Source organism: Nitrospirillum viridazoti CBAmc (assembly GCF_000730165.1).
Lineage (GTDB): Bacteria > Pseudomonadota > Alphaproteobacteria > Azospirillales > Azospirillaceae > Nitrospirillum > Nitrospirillum viridazoti.
Map to the genome: position 1 here is coordinate 706,209 of NZ_CP022113.1, position 16,984 is coordinate 723,192.

A 16,984-nucleotide genomic window follows, 5' to 3' on the forward strand; every position below is an offset into this window, starting at 1 on the left:
GAGGGCGGTGGTGAAGGAAGCCAAGGGGGTCGTGGACCGGCAGGGGGCCGTGCCGCTGTACCATCAACTGTTCCTGACCTTGCGGGACGAGATCACCAGCGGCCAGCGCGCCTATGGCAGCGCCGTGCCCACGGAACTGGACCTGGTGCAGATCTACGGCGTGTCGCGCATCACGGCCCGGCGCTGCCTGGACGAACTGGCGAACAGCGGGCTGGTGGAACGTCGGCGGCGCATCGGCACCCGCGTGATCTTCCAGACCCCCGTGCGGCCGCTGGAAGCCAACATTGACCAGGCGGTGGATTCGCTGGTGGCCTTTGGCCAGAACACCCAGGTCCGCGTGATCGACATCGCGGAGGAAGCGGCCGGCCCCGCCGTGGCCCAGCGTTTCGGCCTGCCCGCCGGGGCCGCCCTGGTGCGCGCCGTGCGCGTCCGCTCTCTGGATGGGGCGCCGCTGGGCGAGGTCGTCAGTTATGTGCCCGCCCGCCTCGGGCCGTTGATAACGCGGGAGAACCTGACCACCAAGCCCATGCTGGCCCTATTGCGCGGCGCAGGCATCGGCATCGGCCACGCCCGGCAGACCATCGCCGCGGTCTCGGCCGACGCCGCCCTGACCGCCGCGCTGGAGGTGGAACCCCGCGCGCCCCTGTTGCGCATCGAGCGGCTGGTCAGCGACAGCGCCGGGCAGCCCATCCTGCTGACCATCGCCCACTACCGCGCCGACCGCTACCAGATCACGCTGGACCTGGGCGCCGCCGGCGGCGGCGATGCCGGCGCGCTAGGCACCCAGGTCCATTCCTGACTCATCCCACCACGCCGCGCGTGCGCCAGGCGCCGATCTCCGCCGCCCCATAGCCCAAACCGGCCAGGATGTCGTCGGCGTCCGCGCCCGCCTCGGGGATGTCATGGTGCAGGCCGGGACGGCAACCGTCGAATTCCAGCGGCAGGGCCGGCAGCCTGGTGGCGGGGCCGCCGGGGATGGTGACATCCAGCAGGCCGCCCTCGGCGTTCAGATGGGCGTCGTCGAACAGCTCGTCCGGCCGCGTGATGGGGGCGAAGGGCAGGCCCACGCCTTCCAGCCGCTCCACCAGGGCGGCGCGGTCTTCGTTGGCGAACAGGGCGCGCACCCGCGGCAGGATGACGTCGCGCGCCAGCACCCGGTCGTTGTTGCGGGCGTAGGCGGGATTGCCGCCAAGATCCTCCAGGCCGAAGGCCGTGCAGAAGGCCTGCCATTGCCCGTCGCTGACCACGCCTACGAACAGCAGTTCCCCTTCCCGTCGGGTCTCGAACACGTCGTAGATGGCCCAGGCGGACAGGCGCACGGGCATGGGCTGCACCGCCTTCCCCGTCACCGCCTGCTGGGCCATGTGCTGGCCGACCAGGAAGGCCGTGGTCTCGTAGAGGGAACATTTGACGGCCCCGCCCCGCCCGGTCTGCTGCCGGCGCAGCAGGGCGGCCAGGATGCCGATGACACCGAACATGCCGCCGGTGATGTCCACAACCGACGAGCCAGCGCGCAGCGGCCGGCCCGGCGGCCCGGTCATGTAGGCCAGGCCGCCCATCATCTGCGTCACCTCGTCCAAGGCGGTGCGGTGTTCATAGGGACCCGCCAGGAAGCCCTTGGCCGAGCAGTAGACCAGCCCCGGGTTGCTCTGGGCCAACGCCTCAGGCCCCAGGCCCAGCCGTTCCAGCGTGCCAGGGCGGAAGTTCTCCACCAGCACGTCGGCACCATCCACCAGGCGCCGGGCGATGGCCAGACCCTCGGGGCTCTTCAGATCCAGGCACAGGCTGCGCTTGTTGCGGTTGAACATGGGGAAATAGCCGGCGCCGGAGCCCAGCAGCCGGCGCGTCTGGTCCCCGCCCATGGGTTCCACCTTGATCACCGTGGCGCCCAGGTCGCCCAGGATCACCCCCACCGACGGCCCCATGACCATGTGGGTGAATTCAACCACCGTGACACCGGCCAACGGCAGCGCGTCCCTGTCCATATCCATTCTTGTCTCCCGCCACATCCGCTTCGGGCTCGACAGGCCCTTTTTAATTGATATAGACTTATAACAATAAAACAAGCGGGCCGATGGGGCCGGGAGACAAGAGCATGGCAGCTGGGGACGTCCTGATCAGTGAGGTGGGGCCGCGTGACGGCCTGCAAAGTATCACCGCCATCATGCCGCTGGCGGCCAAGAAGGCCTGGATCACAGCGGAAGCCGCGGCCGGCGTGCGGGAGATCGAGGTGGGCAGCTTCGTGCCGGCCAAGCTGCTGCCGCAGCTGGCGGACACGGCCGAGGTGGTGGCCCATGCCAAGACCATCCCCGGCCTGGCCGTCGCGGTGCTGGTGCCCAACGCGCGCGGGGCGGAGGCGGCCATCCAGGCCGGCGCCGACAAGCTAACCCTGCCCCTGTCAGTGTCGGAGACGCACAGCCTGCGCAACCTGCGCCGCACCCACGCCCAGGTGATGGAGGAGGCGAAGGCCATCGCCGCTATGATCGCCGCCCTGCCCCCTGACCGGCGCCCGCATTTCGAGGGCAGCCTGTCCACCGCCTTCGGCTGCACCCTGGAAGGCCCCATCCCCGACAGCCAGATCGCCCGCCTGGCGGAGGAGCTGATGGCCGCTGGCTGCGATGAGGTCGGGCTGTCGGACACGACGGGCTATGCCGATCCGGCCAGCGTGCGCCGCCTGATCAAGCTGGTCCGCGACACCGTCGGCGCCGACGCCCTGACCGGCATCCATCTGCACAACACGCGCGGCCTGGGCCTGGCCAACGCCCTGGCGGCGCTGGACGCCGGGCTGACCACGCTGGACAGCTCACTGGGGGGCTTGGGCGGCTGCCCCTTCGCGCCCGGCGCCTCCGGCAACATCGTCACCGAGGACCTGGCCTTCATGCTGGAAGCCATGGGCGTCCGCACGGGCATCGACCTGGACGCCCTGTTCGCCGTGCGGACCATCCTGGCGGACGCGTTGCCGGGCGAACCGCTGTACGGCTTCATTACCGCCGCCGGCCTGCCGTTGGGCTTCAAGCCCGCTGATCACCACTGAGGGAGACGTCGCATGACCATCGTCGGCACGCGCATGATCCGGGATGACCGGACGGCCCGCCAGATTTTCGAAGACGTGATGGCCAATCCAGCCCGGACCAAGTTCGGCTTCGGCGAGAAACTGGCCATCGTCAACGTGGATTTCCAGAACGCCTATACCCGCATCGACGAGTTCAAGACGGCTTATGAGACCGATCCCCGGCAGATCGAACATGTGAACCGCATCTCCGCCCTGGCGCGGGCCAAGGGCATGCCGGTCATCTGGACCCACGTGGCCTATGCCGAGGATGCCGGCGACGCCGGCGTCTGGGGCACCCGGACCAACACGCCGGACAGCCTGCAGAACATCAAGTATGGCAGCCGGCGGCACGCCTTCGACGACCGGTGCGAAATCGATACGACCGTCGACGCGATTTACACCAAGCGCATGCCGTCGGCCTTTTTCGAAACGCCGCTGGCCAGCTATCTGGTCTGGCACAAGGTGGACACGGTCATCGTCACCGGCGGTTCCACCTCCGGCTGCGTGCGGGCGACGGCGGTGGACTCCCTCAGCCGCGGCTATCGCACCATCGTTCCCATCGAAACCTGCGCCGACAAGCACGAGAGCTATCACTTCGCCAACCTGACGGACCTGCAGCTGAAATACGCGGATGTCGAGCCGGTGCAGACGGTGGTCGACTGGCTGGAGGCGCGGTGATGGGCACGGCACCCCAAAACCCCGTGGTCAACGATCCCGGGCTGTACGATTTCCGCCCCTATCGCGACCGGCACCCCATCCGCTGGCCGGGCGACAAGCCCATCGCCGTCTGGATCTCACCCAACCTCGAATTCTACGAGATCGACCCGCCGGCCAACCCCTTCCGCAAAAGCTGGACCAAGCCCCATCCCGACGTGGTCGGCTACAGCCACCGCGACTACGCCAATCGCGTCGGCCACTGGCGCATGGCGGAGGTGATGGAGCGTCACGGCTTCAAGGGCACGGTGTCCCTGTCCGTGGCGCTGTGCCAGCACCATCCCGAAGTGGTGGAGAACGCCAACGCCCTGGGCTGGGAGTTCTTCAGCCATGGCATCTACAACACCCGCTACACCTACGGCATGGATGAGGCCCAGGAACGGGCCATCATGGAAGACAGCATCCGCACGGTGCAGGAGGCCACGGGCCAGCGCATCCGGGGCTGGCTGGCCCCGGCCCTGACCCACACCACCCGCACCATGGACCTGCTGGCGGAGATGGGCTTCACCTACACCTGCGACCTGTACCACGACGACCAGCCGGGGCCGGTGCATGTGGCACGGGGGCGCCTGGTTTCCATGCCCTACAGCCTGGAGGTCAACGACCACTACGGCTTCGCCGTCTACAACATGAGCCCCCGGGAATACGCCGACACCCTGATCCGCCAGTACGAGCGCCTGGCGCGGGAGGGGGAGGCGTCGGGCACGGTGATGTGCATTCCGCTGCACAGCTATCTGATCGGCCAGCCGCACCGCATCGGCCCGTTCGAGGAGGTGCTGCGCCACATCGCCGCCGACGGCCGCGCCTGGATCACCCGGGCCGGCGACATCGCCGAGCATTTCCTGGCCCACGATTACGACGCGGTGGCGGCCGAAACCGCGCACCCGGCAGCGGAGTAAGCGCCCATGTCCCTTGATCCTTCATATCTGGAGTATCCCCGCCGCCGCCGGGGCATGGACCATGACCTCTACCCCTGGTCCAACCTGTTCGACCGCCCGGCCGTCAGCTGGCCGGGGGGCAAGGGCGTCGCCGTCTGCGTCGTGGTCAGCCTGGAATGGTTCCCCCTGACACCGGCGGACAAGCCCTTCCGGGCACCGGGGCATATGCAGACCCCCTTCCCCGACTATCGCCACTACACCTCCCGCGACTACGGCACCCGCATCGGCTTCTACCGGCTGCTGGACGCCTTCGCCGCGGTGGGGGCCAAGGTGTCGGTCGCCGTCAACGCGGCCATCGCCCAGCGCTATCCCGCCGTCATCAGCGAGATCATCGCGGCGGGCCATGAGATCATCGCCCATTCCACCGACATGAACGGCACCATCGCCGCCGGGCTGGAGGAAGAGGCGGAGCGCGCCCTGATCGGCACCGCGCTGGATGTGCTGGAACAGGCGACGGGCACGCGACCGGCCGGCTGGCTGTCCATCGCCCGCTCGCAGTCCTGGAACACGCCCCGCCTGCTGGCCGAGGCCGGCGTGCGCTACATGTGCGACTGGGTGAACGACGACCTGCCCTATGCCATGCGGACCCCGGCCGGCGACATCATGAACGTGCCGCTGAGCCATGAACTGTCCGACCGGCAGATCGTGAACGTGCTGCAGCAGTCGGCCGACAGCTACGTGCGTCAGATCCAGGACGCCTACACCTGGCTGGACCGGGAATCCCGCACTTACGGCGGGCGCCTGCTGCCGCTGCAGGTGACGCCCTACATCCTGGGCCTGCCCTACCGCATCGACGCCTTCGACGGCCTGCTGCGCTGGCTGAAAGACCGGGACAACAGCTGGTTCGCCACCGGGTCGGAGGTGGTCGGCGCCACGCCGCGCTGATCATTGCCGACAGCAAAAGCCCCGCGCGGGAGGTCATCCCGCACGGGGGTTTCCTTTGGGCGCACTTAAAGAGCACCATATATTCCAACATACCTATCCCACAGAATATTTGTCAGCCGATTCCCAATTATTAAGTTATCCCAATATCTTTGAATCGCCCCCACCACCGTCTTTGGTCGCGCATCTTTCTCTACAGACCGGCTTATTACTAAGTCACATGCGGCAATCCATAAATATTTTTTCTGACTTATACTTAAATTAACGTCCCTATTTATGCCATCAATAGCATTAAATGGAAAGATACGCAGAGAACGTGAGAGCCTATTCTCAGCAATAGACAAATCCATCTGCCCTCGGGCAGCAGCAACTGTGCTCCGCATATGCGCTGCTACCGCAGAGTCTCTGCGCTTTTGGAGGATAGGTTCAAAACCCTCATCACCGACAGGAAGCAAGACAGAAAAACGATATGCATCCCAAATAGCAGCATCAACGGCACGTCGCCCCTTCATCATTGCGCCAAAAATTTCAGCAGACGCCTCATAATCTGCAAAAGGAGGCATCATTAACATGATGCCACACAGAATTTTCTCGTCTTCAGACGCAGCACCAGCACCTATCTTCTTCTCCAAGGCACTTACTACCTCCTCGGCAGATTCATTCTCGATTAACGAGGAGATCTCGTTGTCACCGTAGATCGACGACATTCTTTCCTCCTCCCTGGGAAAGTCCCTTAAAGATATTCAACGAAGTCATTTGTCCGTTCTTAAAGAATGCCCGTATTGTAGCAACATTCCCGTTCATAGTCGTAATAACCGTATTGGGCCCTTCAATTGGAGCGGTTTCCACACGAACTGACTCGATGGGGATTCCCTTTGCGGGAGCGTTGTGCTTCAGGCTTCCTGCTGGTGGCAGGAGGCCAGCATGAATGGTACGAACGCTTTCACAGGATCTTCGGGACCGAGTTGTCGCAGCGATTGATAGCGGTTGAGCTGCCGCGCCGCGGCGGCCCGCTTCGGGGTCAGCGTGTCGAGCGCGATCCGCTGGCGGCGACGTGTGGTGGAACATGGTCAGGCTGTGGCCAGGCCGCGCGGCGGTGACCGGCATTCGGGCAAGATCGAAGCGCGATCAACCCCAATGGGCTGGCGTGGACGTAGGCATAGCTGTTCAGCCCATCGGCAGTCCCCGCCGGGTCCATCTGCAACCAGCCGCCGATCCCCGGCACGTTGGTGCGCTTGGGCGCGACGTACAGCCCGATTTCGTCATACCGCATGCCAGCGTGGCTGGTACGGCGAGCCCGTTTGCCATCCTGGGCACTCTGGGCATACCGGGCCCATGCTGAAATGAGAACGGGCCCCGCTATGCGGGGCCCGTTCGAAAGTACCGAAGGCCGGGATCAGAACTTGTAGTGCGCCCGCACATCCCAGGTCATGGGCGGGTTCAGGTAGATGGAGGTCGCCGACAGGAAGGAGACCTTGTAGGTCCGGTCCGTGCAGTTCTTGCAGCCGACCGACAGGGTGAGGTTCGGCACCTTCGCCGGCTCGTAGGCCAGGTTCAGGTTCCACAGCACCTGCGGATCGGTCCAGGCGCCGTCCGTGCTGTCGGTGTTGCCGGCGTTGCCGATGGCGTAGCCGTTGTTGTAGTCGAAGCCGACGGTGGGCCGGAAGATGCCGGCCTCGGTGTCGATCTGGTAGGTCGCCGTCACCAGGCCGGTGAAGTCCGGCGCGCGCACCGGACGGGCGATACGGCCCTTGAAGTCGACGAAGCCCCGGTTGCAGTTGTTGGAGATGCCGGAGCTGTTGTTGGATGCCAGCGCCGCCTGGCAGGCCGCCATCTGCGCCTGGACATCGCTGGAGATATCGATGTAGCGCGCGTGCTGCACACCGATGGAGCCGCTGAAGGTCAGGCCCCGGATGGGCACCCACTCCGCCTCCAACTCACCGCCGTAGTTACGCAGGCCGGCCGGGTTGGTGGTGGTGAAGATGCGCTGGCCGTTGACGGTATAAGCCGCGGAAATCTGCACGTCCTCCGCCTCGCTGTAGAAGGCGGTGGCGTTCAGGCGCAGCGTGTGGTCCAGGAAATCGCCGCGCATGCCCACCTCTTCCGACCACACCTTTTCCGGCTTGAAGGCCAGGAACAGGTTGTTGGCCAGGGCGCGGCCGTTCCAGCCGCCCGACTTCTCACCCCGGGTGGCGGAGGCGTAGACCATGAGACCGGGGTCGATCTGGTAGGACAGGGCGAACCGGGGCGTCACGAACTCGTTTTCCAGGTCCGTCGGGATGCCGGCGGCCTCGATCAGGGCGGTGCTGAACAGCGGCCCCTTGCCCCCGGCGTTGGTCGCGACCTTCAGCTGCTTCTCCTCCTTCGACAGGCGGACGCCGACGGTGGCGGTCAGCGCGTCGGTCAGCTTGTAGTCGCCCTGGGCGTAGGTGGCGTAGGAGTCCAGCGTGTTCTTGATGGTGCGGTCGCCACTGACCGTGAAGCCGGAGGCGGTGCCGACCCCCGTACCCAGGTCGGTCCAGTTGTTCTCATGCAGGTAATAGAAGCCAACGGTATAGTTCAGGCGGTTGTCCAGCGCCTGGCCATTGGCCTTGAACTCCTGCGACCACTGCTGGTGCAGGCTGTAGTTCAGGATGGGGGACACGCCCGTGGCGACGGGATTGGGCGCTGCCGGGTTGGAGTCGATGAAATAGCGCTGGGTGGTCTGGCGGAAGCCGGTGATGGAGTTCAGCGTCAGGTCGTCCAGTTCCCAGGCGGCGTTGGAACTCAGCGACCAGCTCTTGGTGGAGTTGCCGACCTCGTTATTGGCCTTGGTGCCGGTGAAGTATTTGGCCAGCGCGCCCTGGGTGATGCCGATGGTGGCGATGCGGTCGCCCGTCGCCGGATCGACCCGGTTGATCAGATTGGCCTCGTTCTCATCGACGTAGTCGCCGGCCAGGTCGATGGTCACCCGGTCCGTCGGCAACAGGCGGACGGCACCCCGCACACCGTAGGAGTCCGTGCCGTTCAGCTTGTCGCCGGTGTTGACCTGCCGAACGTAGCCGTCGCTGCGGTCGCGGTACATGCTGACCTTGGTCAGCACCTTGTCCGACAGGGGCGCGTCCATGCTGGCCCGGATGTCGGTCTCACCGAAGCGGCCGGCGCCGGCCTCCAGATAGCCGCCGGCGGTGGCCGAGGGCTTCTTCATGATGACGTTGATGGCGCCGCCGGTGGTGTTGCGACCGAACAGCGTGCCCTGGGGACCGCGCAGCACCTCGATGCGTTCCACATCGAACAGGCCGAAGTTGTTGGCGTTCTGGCGCGAGATGTAGACGTCGTCGACATAGGTGCCCACCGGCACGTCCTGCGTGGCGATGGACTCCGTGTTGCCGATGCCGCGGATGTAATAGGTGTTGGAACTGCCCAGGCCGACGTTGTTGTTGCCGATCAGGTTGGGGATGTGCTGGATCAGGTCGATGGTGTCGCGGATCTGCCGGTCCTGCAGATCCGCCGCCCCCAGCGACGACACGGCCAGCGGCACGTCCTGCAGGTTCTGCTGACGGCGCTGGGCCGTCACGATGATTTCCTCAAGCTGGCTGGCATCGGCCGCCTGCGGCGCCGCCGGCTGGGCCGTGGAAGGGCCAGCCGATTGCGCCAGGGCAGGCATGGCCGCCAGCGCGCCCAGCAAGGCAAGGATGGAAACTCCCCGAATTTTACCCGTCATCATGAATGCTCCCGTTCTTTTGATTTGAAGGTGAGGGGCGTGCCCGCCCTCGCTCTCACCAGGCTGTTGGGTTGGCCGGCATTTCGCCGCGGTAGGCCTCCATATCCGGGGGCAACACCGGGTCGTAGGCCGGCCACCATTGGAAGGGCCGTTCCGCCTGGACGTAGTTCGTCGTCAGCGGGCCGCCCTTGGTGCGAAAGAAGTAAAGGTTGCCTGTCAGGGTGCCGTAAGGGCCGTGCGGCGCCTCCGGCGGCCGCCAGAAATAGGCGCCGGGCCGCATGACGCCGCGGTTGCCGTGCACCTCGCCGCTCAGCAGGTACATCTCCTCGACGGTGGGGTGAACCTCCGACCGTTCGGCCCAGCGCACCGGCAGGGTGCCCAGCAACCAGGAAACGTCGCCGGTGACCGGGTCCTTGTAGAGCATCTTGCGCCCGGCGCCCGGCGGGAACTCCGGATGGAAGTTACCGGTGTAAGGCACCTGGTAGCCGTCCAGCCGCACCACCAGGCGGGCGGGATCGTAGCCGGTGACCGGGACCGCCTGGTCAGGCGCCGCCGACAGGAAGGTCAGGACCACGGCGCCGCCGGGGCTGTTCAGCTCACCCCGCTCATACCCCGCCGGCAGGTGGGCGTAGGCCAGGTGGCCGTACTCCTGGCCGGCCATCGTCAGCGTGCCATCCAGGACCAGGAACTCCTCGTCCACCACCAGGCGGGACGCCGGGGCGGTGAAGCCGGCGGGATAACGGACCAGCATGCTGACGGCACCCGTGGCGTCGTCATGGCTCAGGACCTTGGCCTCGACGCCGTCACGCAGGCCCCACAGGGTGTGGGGTTGCCAGGGAATGTATTGGGCTTGAATGAATTCGATCCAGGAACGCGCCAAGATTCAGGCTCCTAACTGCAATGAAATCAACGGGGGGCCGGGACTTCGCCCCGCAACGGTGCTTTGGGGTCGTCGCTTTCGCTCAAGATCCGCATCAGCTTGCGCATGGACACCTCCAGCTCGGCCCGCGACCGGGCCAGCACGGCGGCGTCCTCGGCCAGGGCGTCCGCCTGGCCCGGGGCGATGACGCCCACCCGGGCCAGCACCGTTTCCAGGGCCAGGCGCCGCGTGCGCTCGATGTGCAACTGGGACGCCAGTTCGAACACCAGACCGGTCAGGCGTTCCGCGTCGGGCGCCATGGGCGGCAAGGGGGGATAGCTTCGGTCGGTCATTGCGGCTTCTCCGCTTCCAGCACGGCCCAGGGGAAATGCCACTCGGCACGGGTGGGCCAGGACAGGTCGGACAGGCGGCCGCCCCCCCGTTCGTCGAAGGCCACCCAGCGGGCGTTCACCAGGCCGGCGGCGGCGGCCATGGCCGGCAGGTCGGCGGCGATCATGGGCGGCAGGAAGGGCTCGTTGTTGCGGGCGCCGTGTTCCACCATGGCTAGGTCGCGCAGGCCGTCGCCGGTGCGCTGGAAATCCAGGAAGCGCAGCACGCCGCCGGGGGCCAGCAGGCGCGACGCCTCCGTGAATATCGCCGGCAGCACGTCAACCGGCACCTCATGCACGAACATGGTGGAGGTGACGAGGTCGGCGCTCCCCTCCTCCAGCCCGGTGGCCGTCGCATCGGCCTGACGGAAGCGGACGGCCAGCTTGCGCTCGCTGGCCCGGCGGGCGGCCAATTCCACGCAGGGCAGCGCCAGGTCCACGCCGATGACCTCGGCCTCCGGATGCGCCTGCTTCAGCGGCCAGGCGGACTTGCCGAAGCCGCAGCCGAGATCGACCATGCGGCGATAGGACCGCTTGGGCAGCGCGGTTTCCACGAACAGGCGGTGGAAGGCGTAGTCGTCATTCTCCCCCAGCATCACCAGTCGGGCACCCAGTTCATAGACCCGGCCGGCCAGGTCGTGCGACCACACCCCGCCCGGCTGCACGTGGATGTCCCAGTCGGTGTACCAGTCCGGCAGCACCAGGTCGGGATCCACCTCCACCGTGGCCGGCCCGTCGGGCCCCGGCGGCAACGCGCCCTGGCGGACCACCGCGTCGGATACGGCCCGCCACAGCATCTTCTGCGACCCGCGCTCCAACCAGGAGAACCACGGGTAGGTGGCCAGCCCATGCACCAGCGGCGCCAGGCTTTCGGGGTCGTTCACCGGCACCGGCGACGGCACCGCGGCGTCGAAGTCGGCCCGCAAGCGGGGATAGACCGTTCCGGCCCAATGCCGCCGCAGGCTCAGCACAAAATCCAGAGCAGCCCTGTCCTCAATGGCCAAAGCCATGATACTGCCTCCATGTCTTTATTGGCTTTTTGCTTGCTGTCGGCGTCGGTCACGGTGGACCGACGAACTCGATCCATTCGCCGGCGGCACCTTGGAAACAGGCGCTGGTGCCACCGCCGGGCAACAGCGCCGCGTGGGTTGGCCGGCCAGCGAAGACGCGCGGGTCATCCACGCTGAAACTGACCATGGCCATGCCGGGCGGCAGCTCGCCGGGGGCGGTTTCCCGCGGCTGGGTCACGGCGGGATAAGCGTCCAGTTCGATCAGGGTGCCGCGCGGCAGCTTGACCAGGCCGTGGGCATGCTCCGTCTCCGGCGGCAGGCCGTTGGCCCAGGAAATCACCTGCACCCGCGTCGACACCGGCGGATCAATGGCGTTGGCGAAGCCGGCATAGGTGGCGAACAGCCCCCCCAGGTCAGGCCCGCCGGCGACGACGATGAAGACATGGCCGACGAAGGCGGCGGCCTGCGCCAGGTCCAGTCCGCTGCCCGCGCCCACCTGGGTGAGGTACAGACACTCCCCCGCCGGCCCCAGGACCTGCATGGCGCGGATCATGGGGAAACGCTGTAAGCTCTTGGGCGGGCCGATGACGCGGAACGCCGATCCCTCCAGCCGGCCCTCCAGCCGGGCAGCCAGCGCATCCACGTCCTGGACCACGATCTCCGTGGCGTTCCAGCCGTGGGTGGTCAGCGCCTGCCAGCCGGCCGCCGCCGGACTTTCCACGAAGCGCAACCAGGCCGGCGTGCCACAGGCCGGGGCCAGGGTCAGGTAGCGCCGCCCCGCCATGGCCGGTGCCCCCCATGCCGCCGCCGTGTCCGCCGGCAGGACGCCCTCATCCACCGGCTGGTAACCCAGCACGGAACCGTAGGCCGCCCGGATCACCGCCAGGTCCGGCACCACATGGGTGACGGCCCGGATGGTCCCCAGCAGGGGCGCCCCGCCCTCAGTCATGCTCAATCCCCCTTCGCAATCATCTTTTCCACCGCCACCACACCGGCGCGGTAGGCGGGCATGCCCAGGGACAGGACGGTCAGCGCCGTCACACCGATCGCCAGGGCCTCGATGCTCATGGCCCAACCCAGCCGCGCCGGGTCGCCGAACAGGTCGGTCATCCATCCCACCGGCGGCGGGCCGATCAACTGGCCGGAAATGCTGATCACCAGGTAGTAGACGGCGGTTGCCTGCGACTTGATCTGCCCGGGGGCGATCAAGGTCAGGGACGCCGGGCCCGCGGCGGCGGCCATGGCCTGGCCGACGAAGGCGAAGAACAGGGCGGCGATGGCCAACGGCGCCGATGGCATCATGGGATAGGCGGCGAAACCGGGAACCGCGATCAGCAACCCCACAAGCAGGGCTCGCAGCGTCGCGTCCTTGCGCCCCAGGCGGATCCAGCGGTTGGTCAGCCAGATCCCCAGGCCGGTGCCCAGCGGGCCGCCGGTCAGGAACAGGATGCCGGTGGCGATGCCCATGTCCCGGACGTTCCAGCCGAAACTGCGCTGGAACAGGGTGGCGTTCCAGAAGGCCAGCGACCCCATGGTGACGCAGGCGGCCGAGCCGACGAACAGCACCCCGAAGGTGCGCCACCGCTTCAGGATGAAGCGCAGTGCCTGGGCGATGGACGCCTGCCCGCCTTGCAGGCCGCTGTCGGCATCCACCGCCCGGTCCTGGCGCTCAGGCTCGGCGAAGGTGAACATCAGCAGGGCCAACATCAGGCCCGGCAGGCCGACGATCAGGAAACTCAACTGCCAGGCGTGCAACTCGCCCAGCAGGGGCACGGTCATCACCGGCAGGCCGGCGATGGCGTGGACCAGGGGGCCGCCCAGCAGGAAGGCGATGCCCGCCCCCAGGAAGGTGCCCGACATGAAGACGCTGAGCGCCCGGGCCCGCCGCTGGCGGGGAAACCGGTCGCTGACCAGCGACACGGCGCACGGGGCGATCGCGGCCTCCCCCAGCCCCACGCCCAAGCGGGCGGCGAACAGGGCCGGGAAACCCCGGGCCAGGCTGGCGGCGGCCGTCATACAGCACCAGATGGTGATGCCGGCGGCCAGGATGCCGCGCCGGCTGAACCGGTCCGCCATCCAGCCCATGGGCAGGCCCATGAGCACGTAGAACACGCCGAACGCCGGCCCCAGCAGCAGCCCCACCTGGAAATCGCTCAACCCCAGATCGGTCTTGATCGGGGCGATCAACAGGCTGGGCAAAAAACGGTCAATGTAAGAGACGACCTGGGCTGCTGTGAGCAGGATTACCATGTACCAGCCCGATCGGAGCGCTGTGCGAACCTTGCCAGCACAGGACCCAACTGCCTTCCCGTTTATGAAAGCACTGTTCATTCCCCGTGCTCCCCATTTGTTAGTCCTACGGTTAAGGAAATGTCGCTTGATGACAAACGATATGATCTGACCCTATATGTGAATAGTTTTCACAGTACGAAGCCAGGGGCCGCGCCCATGCAGACTCTTCCGTCCATCCAGACCTTGCGAGCCCTGGACTCCGCCGCCACCCACGGCAGCTATTCCGCGGCGGCGGATGAGCTGGGCCTCACGCACGGCGCGATCAGTCACCGCATCCGGGAATTGGAGGAGCGGCTGGGCATCCCGCTGTTCCGCCGGGTCGGCCGCGGCATGGCCCCGACCCGTGAGGCCGTGACCATCATCGCCCATGTCCGCCAGGCCCTGGCGATCCTGGAACGCGCCTTTCCCAACCGCCGTCACGTCAATGGCGGCCGGCTGGTCGTCAGCATCCATCCGGCCTTGGCCACGCGCTGGCTGCTGCCCCGGCTGCGCGGCTTCACCCAGATCATGCCCCAGGTGTCGGTGGAAATCCGCTCTACCGCCGACCTGGAGGAGTTCCTGGTGCCGGGCATCGACTTGGCCATCCGCTATGGCGCCGGCGACTGGCCCAATTCCGTCAGCCAGCGCCTGGGGGGCGAGGTGCTGTTTCCCGTCTGCTCCCCCGACTATCGCGACCGCCTGGGCATAGAGACGCCGGAGGACCTGGCGCGCTGCACCATCCTGCGCCACGGCTGGCAAAGCTGGTCGGCCTGGCTGCGCGTGGCTGGCCTGCGCCTGCAGGAACCGACGGCGGGGCTGACCCTGTCCGACAGCTCCATGCTGATCGAGGTGGCCAGCAGCGGCCAGGGCGTGGCGCTGGCCGGCAGCCTGATGGTGCAGGAGGAGATCCGCCGGGGGCGCCTGGTGCGCCTGTTCGACATCCAGGCGGAGGACATCTACGGCTATTACCTGGTGTGGCCGTCCGGCACAGCCCTGAGCACCAGCGCCCTCGCGTTCCGTTCCTGGGTCACCGACTGCTTCAACACCACCCAGGCGGACATCGCCGCCCTGTGATACCGGACCGCCATCACCGGCAATTCGACCCCGGACGCGGGCCCGCCTGGCGGATCACCGCCAGCGCCGCCGCCGGCCAGGCGCGGTCGGGCAGCAGGTGGTCATCTTCCACCCGCATGCCGATCTCCGCCCGCCAGCGGCCGCCGACGCGGGACGAATTGTGCCAGTTGCCGGTGGCGGCGTTGTCGGCGGTGACGCCCCAGGCGAAGCTCTTGCCCACGGTATTGGCGTTCAGCCAATAGCCGTCGGTCTCCACCACATTGCCCTCCACCCGCAGGTGCTTGCTGCCCTCATCCAGGTAGATGCCGATGCGATCGGCGATGTCGAAGACGTGATTGTCGCGGATGACCGTGCCGGGGTTGGCCGACAGGTTGTAGATGGCGCCGCCGTCGAAGAACCATTTCTTCACACCATGGATGCGGTTGCCCGCCACCGTCATGTTCCGCAGCACGGTCGGCTGGTCGAACACCGGGTTGTGCAGATAGCCCTTCTGGTTTTCCCGGTAGTTCCGGTTGCCGCCCACGTCGTTGTAGCCCCAGCCCCAGCCGATGGCGATGCCGTCGTAATTGGCGTCGGAGATGTCGTTGTGCAGAATGTCGGCCCTGTCGATGTAGGTCGCCAGCACCGCCGCGTTGTCCTTGTAATCGCGGGCCACGTCGGTGATGACGTTGTCGGCGATGGTCAGGTCGCGGTTGACTTGGCGCGGGTCGGCGGGGTGGTGCGCCTCCACCCGCACGCCGCCGGCCATGATGGCCCCGCCGGCGATCACGGCGAAGCGGTTGCCCAGCACCGTCACCCCGTCCGTCCCCAGGCCCACGCCGGTCAGGTGGGCGTTGGCGTCGTTGCCTATGCCCAGCGCCACCTGCCCCAGCTGGCTGAAGGTGTTGCCGGTGAAGGTGATGTCGCGCGCGGCCGAGACCTGCACGGCGCCGGGGATCTGGTCCCACTTCTGGCGCATGCTCTCGAATTCCGGGCAACCCCAGCCGCAGGTGGCGGAGGCGTCCACCGGCCGCAGGGGGGAAACCTCCTTGAGGTAGGCGCCGCTCTGCTGGTTGACGTAGCCGGTATCCCGCGACGGCCCCATCCAGCTGGTATGGGAAAAGCGCAATCCCTGGAAGGTCAGGTTGCGGATGGGATGGTCATAGCTGCCGCCGACGGCGACCAGCGCCTCCAGCCGGGGCAGGATGATCGTCATGGTGGTGATGTCGGCGTCGGGCCGGGGCTTCACGTACAGCTTGCCGGCGGCGGGATCGATGTACCATTGGTTCTGGTTCAGGTGCCATTCGCTGCGCTTGCCGAAGAATTCCGGCGCGTTCACCAGGAACAGCCGCGCCTGGTCAGGCATGAAGGGCTTGTTCAGCGTGTCATAGCCCCAGCTGTTGTTGTCCCAGGCCGGCTGCTTCAGCGTGACCTGCATGCCGTCGATCCGCTCCACCGGGGAATAGCGATCGGTGAAGATGCCCGTGGCCTCCACCTCCAGCCGCTGCGGCGCCTTGACGGCGGCAACGTTGGCCAGCGCCGGGTTCTTCAGGATAAAGCCGTGGGCAGTGAACTCCACATCATGGTGGGTGATCTCGATGGCCGGCCGGTCGGCGGCCGTGCCGTCGATCCACAACTGGCGGCTATCCAGGCCCTTGGGCACATCGGCGACGTAAATGTCGTTCTCCGCGTCCGCCAGCGCCCAGCCGGTGACGCGCGTGCCGCCCGATATCAGGGCCTCAGCCCCCGCCGCCGCCTTCCACACCACGCGATGGTCCCCCTGCCCGCCGTCGGTGGCGGCGAAGACCAGCGGCCTGTCCAGCGCGTACGTGCCGGCCGCCAGTTCCACCGTGACGTCACGGTCGCGGTTGGCGGTGCGCACCGCCGCCTGGGCGCGGACCAGGGTGCGGAAGGGTCGCGTCATCGTTCCGGATGCGGAATCATCCCCGCCAGGCGCCACGTGAAAGGTCACGGACTCTGCCGCCACGGCCACGCCGGGCAACAGCAGCAGCACACCCGCCAACAGCAGGCGGGGCCAGGGCGGCGGGGTGATCATAAGCAGGCGCTCCCTAATGTTTATCGTCCCGCCCCGACAGGCCGCCCCAGTACAGGC

At 67.1% G+C, this 16,984-nt stretch carries 16 protein-coding genes and 1 pseudogene; 7 read left to right on the top strand and 10 right to left on the bottom strand.

The features are described from left to right. Positions 1–10: 10 nt before the first annotated feature. Positions 11–799 (top strand): GntR family transcriptional regulator, encoded by a 789-nt coding sequence (locus Y958_RS30685; protein ID WP_088875809.1) that lies wholly within the window; start codon positions 11–13, stop codon positions 797–799. A gap of 1 nt (position 800) precedes the next feature. Here Y958_RS30685 and Y958_RS30690 read toward each other — a convergent pair whose 3' ends face one another. Next, positions 801–1,991, bottom strand: a complete 1,191-nt coding sequence (locus Y958_RS30690; RefSeq protein WP_244909724.1) for a CaiB/BaiF CoA transferase family protein — start codon at positions 1,989–1,991, stop codon at positions 801–803. Positions 1,992–2,095: 104 nt separating this feature from the next. Between Y958_RS30690 and Y958_RS30695 the strand changes: the two genes are divergently transcribed. Genes Y958_RS30695 through Y958_RS30710 form a run of 4 tightly spaced genes read left to right on the top strand, consistent with a single transcriptional unit; the run spans position 2,096 to position 5,589 of the window. Continuing rightward, positions 2,096–3,034, top strand: a complete 939-nt coding sequence (locus tag Y958_RS30695) for a hydroxymethylglutaryl-CoA lyase (RefSeq protein ID WP_088875811.1) — start codon at positions 2,096–2,098, stop codon at positions 3,032–3,034. Between the two features lie 12 nt (positions 3,035–3,046). Then, entirely contained in the window at positions 3,047–3,730 is a 684-nt protein-coding gene (locus Y958_RS30700; protein ID WP_088875680.1) for an isochorismatase family protein, read from the top strand. Continuing rightward, positions 3,730–4,665: a polysaccharide deacetylase family protein gene (locus Y958_RS30705; RefSeq protein WP_088875681.1), complete on the top strand. Its 936-nt coding sequence runs from the start codon at positions 3,730–3,732 to the stop codon at positions 4,663–4,665. The genes Y958_RS30700 and Y958_RS30705 overlap by 1 nt, the downstream gene beginning before the upstream one ends. 6 nt (positions 4,666–4,671) lie before the next feature. Continuing rightward, the gene (locus Y958_RS30710) at positions 4,672–5,589 is read left to right on the top strand and encodes a polysaccharide deacetylase family protein (RefSeq protein ID WP_088875682.1); all 918 of its coding nucleotides are present in this window, start codon (positions 4,672–4,674) and stop codon (positions 5,587–5,589) included. Between the two features lie 65 nt (positions 5,590–5,654). On the opposite strand, the gene Y958_RS31755 is transcribed toward Y958_RS30710, so the two are convergent. Beyond that, positions 5,655–6,293, bottom strand: a complete 639-nt coding sequence (locus Y958_RS31755) for a hypothetical protein (protein WP_145727781.1) — start codon at positions 6,291–6,293, stop codon at positions 5,655–5,657. 221 nt (positions 6,294–6,514) lie between these two features. Here Y958_RS31755 and Y958_RS32680 point away from each other — a divergent pair. Further along, positions 6,515–6,696: pseudogene (locus Y958_RS32680) on the top strand (helix-turn-helix domain-containing protein); the annotation flags it as partial. On the opposite strand, the gene Y958_RS30715 reads toward Y958_RS32680, so the two are convergent. The 7 genes from Y958_RS30715 to Y958_RS30745 form a co-directional block, all read right to left on the bottom strand. Continuing rightward, a complete protein-coding gene (locus Y958_RS30715) occupies positions 6,608–6,859 on the bottom strand; it encodes an RHS repeat-associated core domain-containing protein (RefSeq protein ID WP_244909725.1) in 252 nt (83 codons plus the stop codon). The pseudogene Y958_RS32680 and the gene Y958_RS30715 overlap by 89 nt on opposite strands. Before the next feature lie 123 nt (positions 6,860–6,982). Continuing rightward, a complete protein-coding gene (locus Y958_RS30720) occupies positions 6,983–9,292 on the bottom strand; it encodes a TonB-dependent receptor (protein WP_088875684.1) in 2,310 nt (769 codons plus the stop codon). Positions 9,293–9,344: 52 nt separating this feature from the next. Further along, a complete protein-coding gene (locus tag Y958_RS30725) occupies positions 9,345–10,169 on the bottom strand; it encodes a cupin domain-containing protein (protein WP_088875685.1) in 825 nt (274 codons plus the stop codon). A gap of 26 nt (positions 10,170–10,195) precedes the next feature. Continuing rightward, positions 10,196–10,501, bottom strand: a complete 306-nt coding sequence (locus tag Y958_RS30730; protein WP_088875686.1) for a hypothetical protein — start codon at positions 10,499–10,501, stop codon at positions 10,196–10,198. After that, complete coding sequence (locus Y958_RS30735) at positions 10,498–11,547, bottom strand: class I SAM-dependent methyltransferase (RefSeq protein WP_088875687.1); 1,050 nt, start codon at positions 11,545–11,547, stop codon at positions 10,498–10,500. The genes Y958_RS30730 and Y958_RS30735 overlap by 4 nt, the downstream gene beginning before the upstream one ends. Before the next feature lie 49 nt (positions 11,548–11,596). Beyond that, positions 11,597–12,496 carry a hypothetical protein gene (locus Y958_RS30740; protein ID WP_004274001.1) on the bottom strand — a complete coding sequence of 300 codons (900 nt, stop codon included), beginning with the start codon at positions 12,494–12,496 and terminating at the stop codon, positions 11,597–11,599. 2 nt (positions 12,497–12,498) lie between these two features. Beyond that, the gene (locus tag Y958_RS30745; protein WP_186291643.1) at positions 12,499–13,797 is read right to left on the bottom strand and encodes an MFS transporter; all 1,299 of its coding nucleotides are present in this window, start codon (positions 13,795–13,797) and stop codon (positions 12,499–12,501) included. A 198-nt stretch (positions 13,798–13,995) separates the two neighbouring features. Here Y958_RS30745 and Y958_RS30750 point away from each other — a divergent pair, with 198 nt between their 5' ends. Next, the gene (locus Y958_RS30750; RefSeq protein ID WP_186291644.1) at positions 13,996–14,892 is read left to right on the top strand and encodes a LysR substrate-binding domain-containing protein; all 897 of its coding nucleotides are present in this window, start codon (positions 13,996–13,998) and stop codon (positions 14,890–14,892) included. Between the two features lie 13 nt (positions 14,893–14,905). On the opposite strand, the gene Y958_RS30755 is transcribed toward Y958_RS30750, so the two are convergent. Beyond that, positions 14,906–16,927, bottom strand: a complete 2,022-nt coding sequence (locus Y958_RS30755) for a right-handed parallel beta-helix repeat-containing protein (protein ID WP_088875690.1) — start codon at positions 16,925–16,927, stop codon at positions 14,906–14,908. Positions 16,928–16,984 lie beyond the last annotated feature (57 nt).

Bases quoted from the DNA above. Each gene is read 5' to 3' on its own strand.
- Y958_RS30720 (WP_088875684.1), bottom strand. From the start codon at position 9,292: ATGATGACGGGTAAAATTCGGGGAGTTTCCATCCTTGCCTTGCTGGGC.
- Y958_RS30715 (WP_244909725.1), bottom strand. From the start codon at position 6,859: ATGCGGTATGACGAAATCGGGCTGTACGTCGCGCCCAAGCGCACCAAC.
- Y958_RS31755 (WP_145727781.1), bottom strand. From the start codon at position 6,293: ATGTCGTCGATCTACGGTGACAACGAGATCTCCTCGTTAATCGAGAAT.
- Y958_RS30690 (WP_244909724.1), bottom strand. From the start codon at position 1,991: ATGGATATGGACAGGGACGCGCTGCCGTTGGCCGGTGTCACGGTGGTT.
- Y958_RS30695 (WP_088875811.1), top strand. From the start codon at position 2,096: ATGGCAGCTGGGGACGTCCTGATCAGTGAGGTGGGGCCGCGTGACGGC.
- Y958_RS30750 (WP_186291644.1), top strand. From the start codon at position 13,996: ATGCAGACTCTTCCGTCCATCCAGACCTTGCGAGCCCTGGACTCCGCC.
- Y958_RS30705 (WP_088875681.1), top strand. From the start codon at position 3,730: ATGGGCACGGCACCCCAAAACCCCGTGGTCAACGATCCCGGGCTGTAC.
- Y958_RS30755 (WP_088875690.1), bottom strand. From the start codon at position 16,927: ATGATCACCCCGCCGCCCTGGCCCCGCCTGCTGTTGGCGGGTGTGCTG.
- Y958_RS30735 (WP_088875687.1), bottom strand. From the start codon at position 11,547: ATGGCTTTGGCCATTGAGGACAGGGCTGCTCTGGATTTTGTGCTGAGC.
- Y958_RS30700 (WP_088875680.1), top strand. From the start codon at position 3,047: ATGACCATCGTCGGCACGCGCATGATCCGGGATGACCGGACGGCCCGC.
- Y958_RS30745 (WP_186291643.1), bottom strand. From the start codon at position 13,797: ATGGTAATCCTGCTCACAGCAGCCCAGGTCGTCTCTTACATTGACCGT.
- Y958_RS30710 (WP_088875682.1), top strand. From the start codon at position 4,672: ATGTCCCTTGATCCTTCATATCTGGAGTATCCCCGCCGCCGCCGGGGC.
- Y958_RS30740 (WP_004274001.1), bottom strand. From the start codon at position 12,496: ATGACTGAGGGCGGGGCGCCCCTGCTGGGGACCATCCGGGCCGTCACC.
- Y958_RS30730 (WP_088875686.1), bottom strand. From the start codon at position 10,501: ATGACCGACCGAAGCTATCCCCCCTTGCCGCCCATGGCGCCCGACGCG.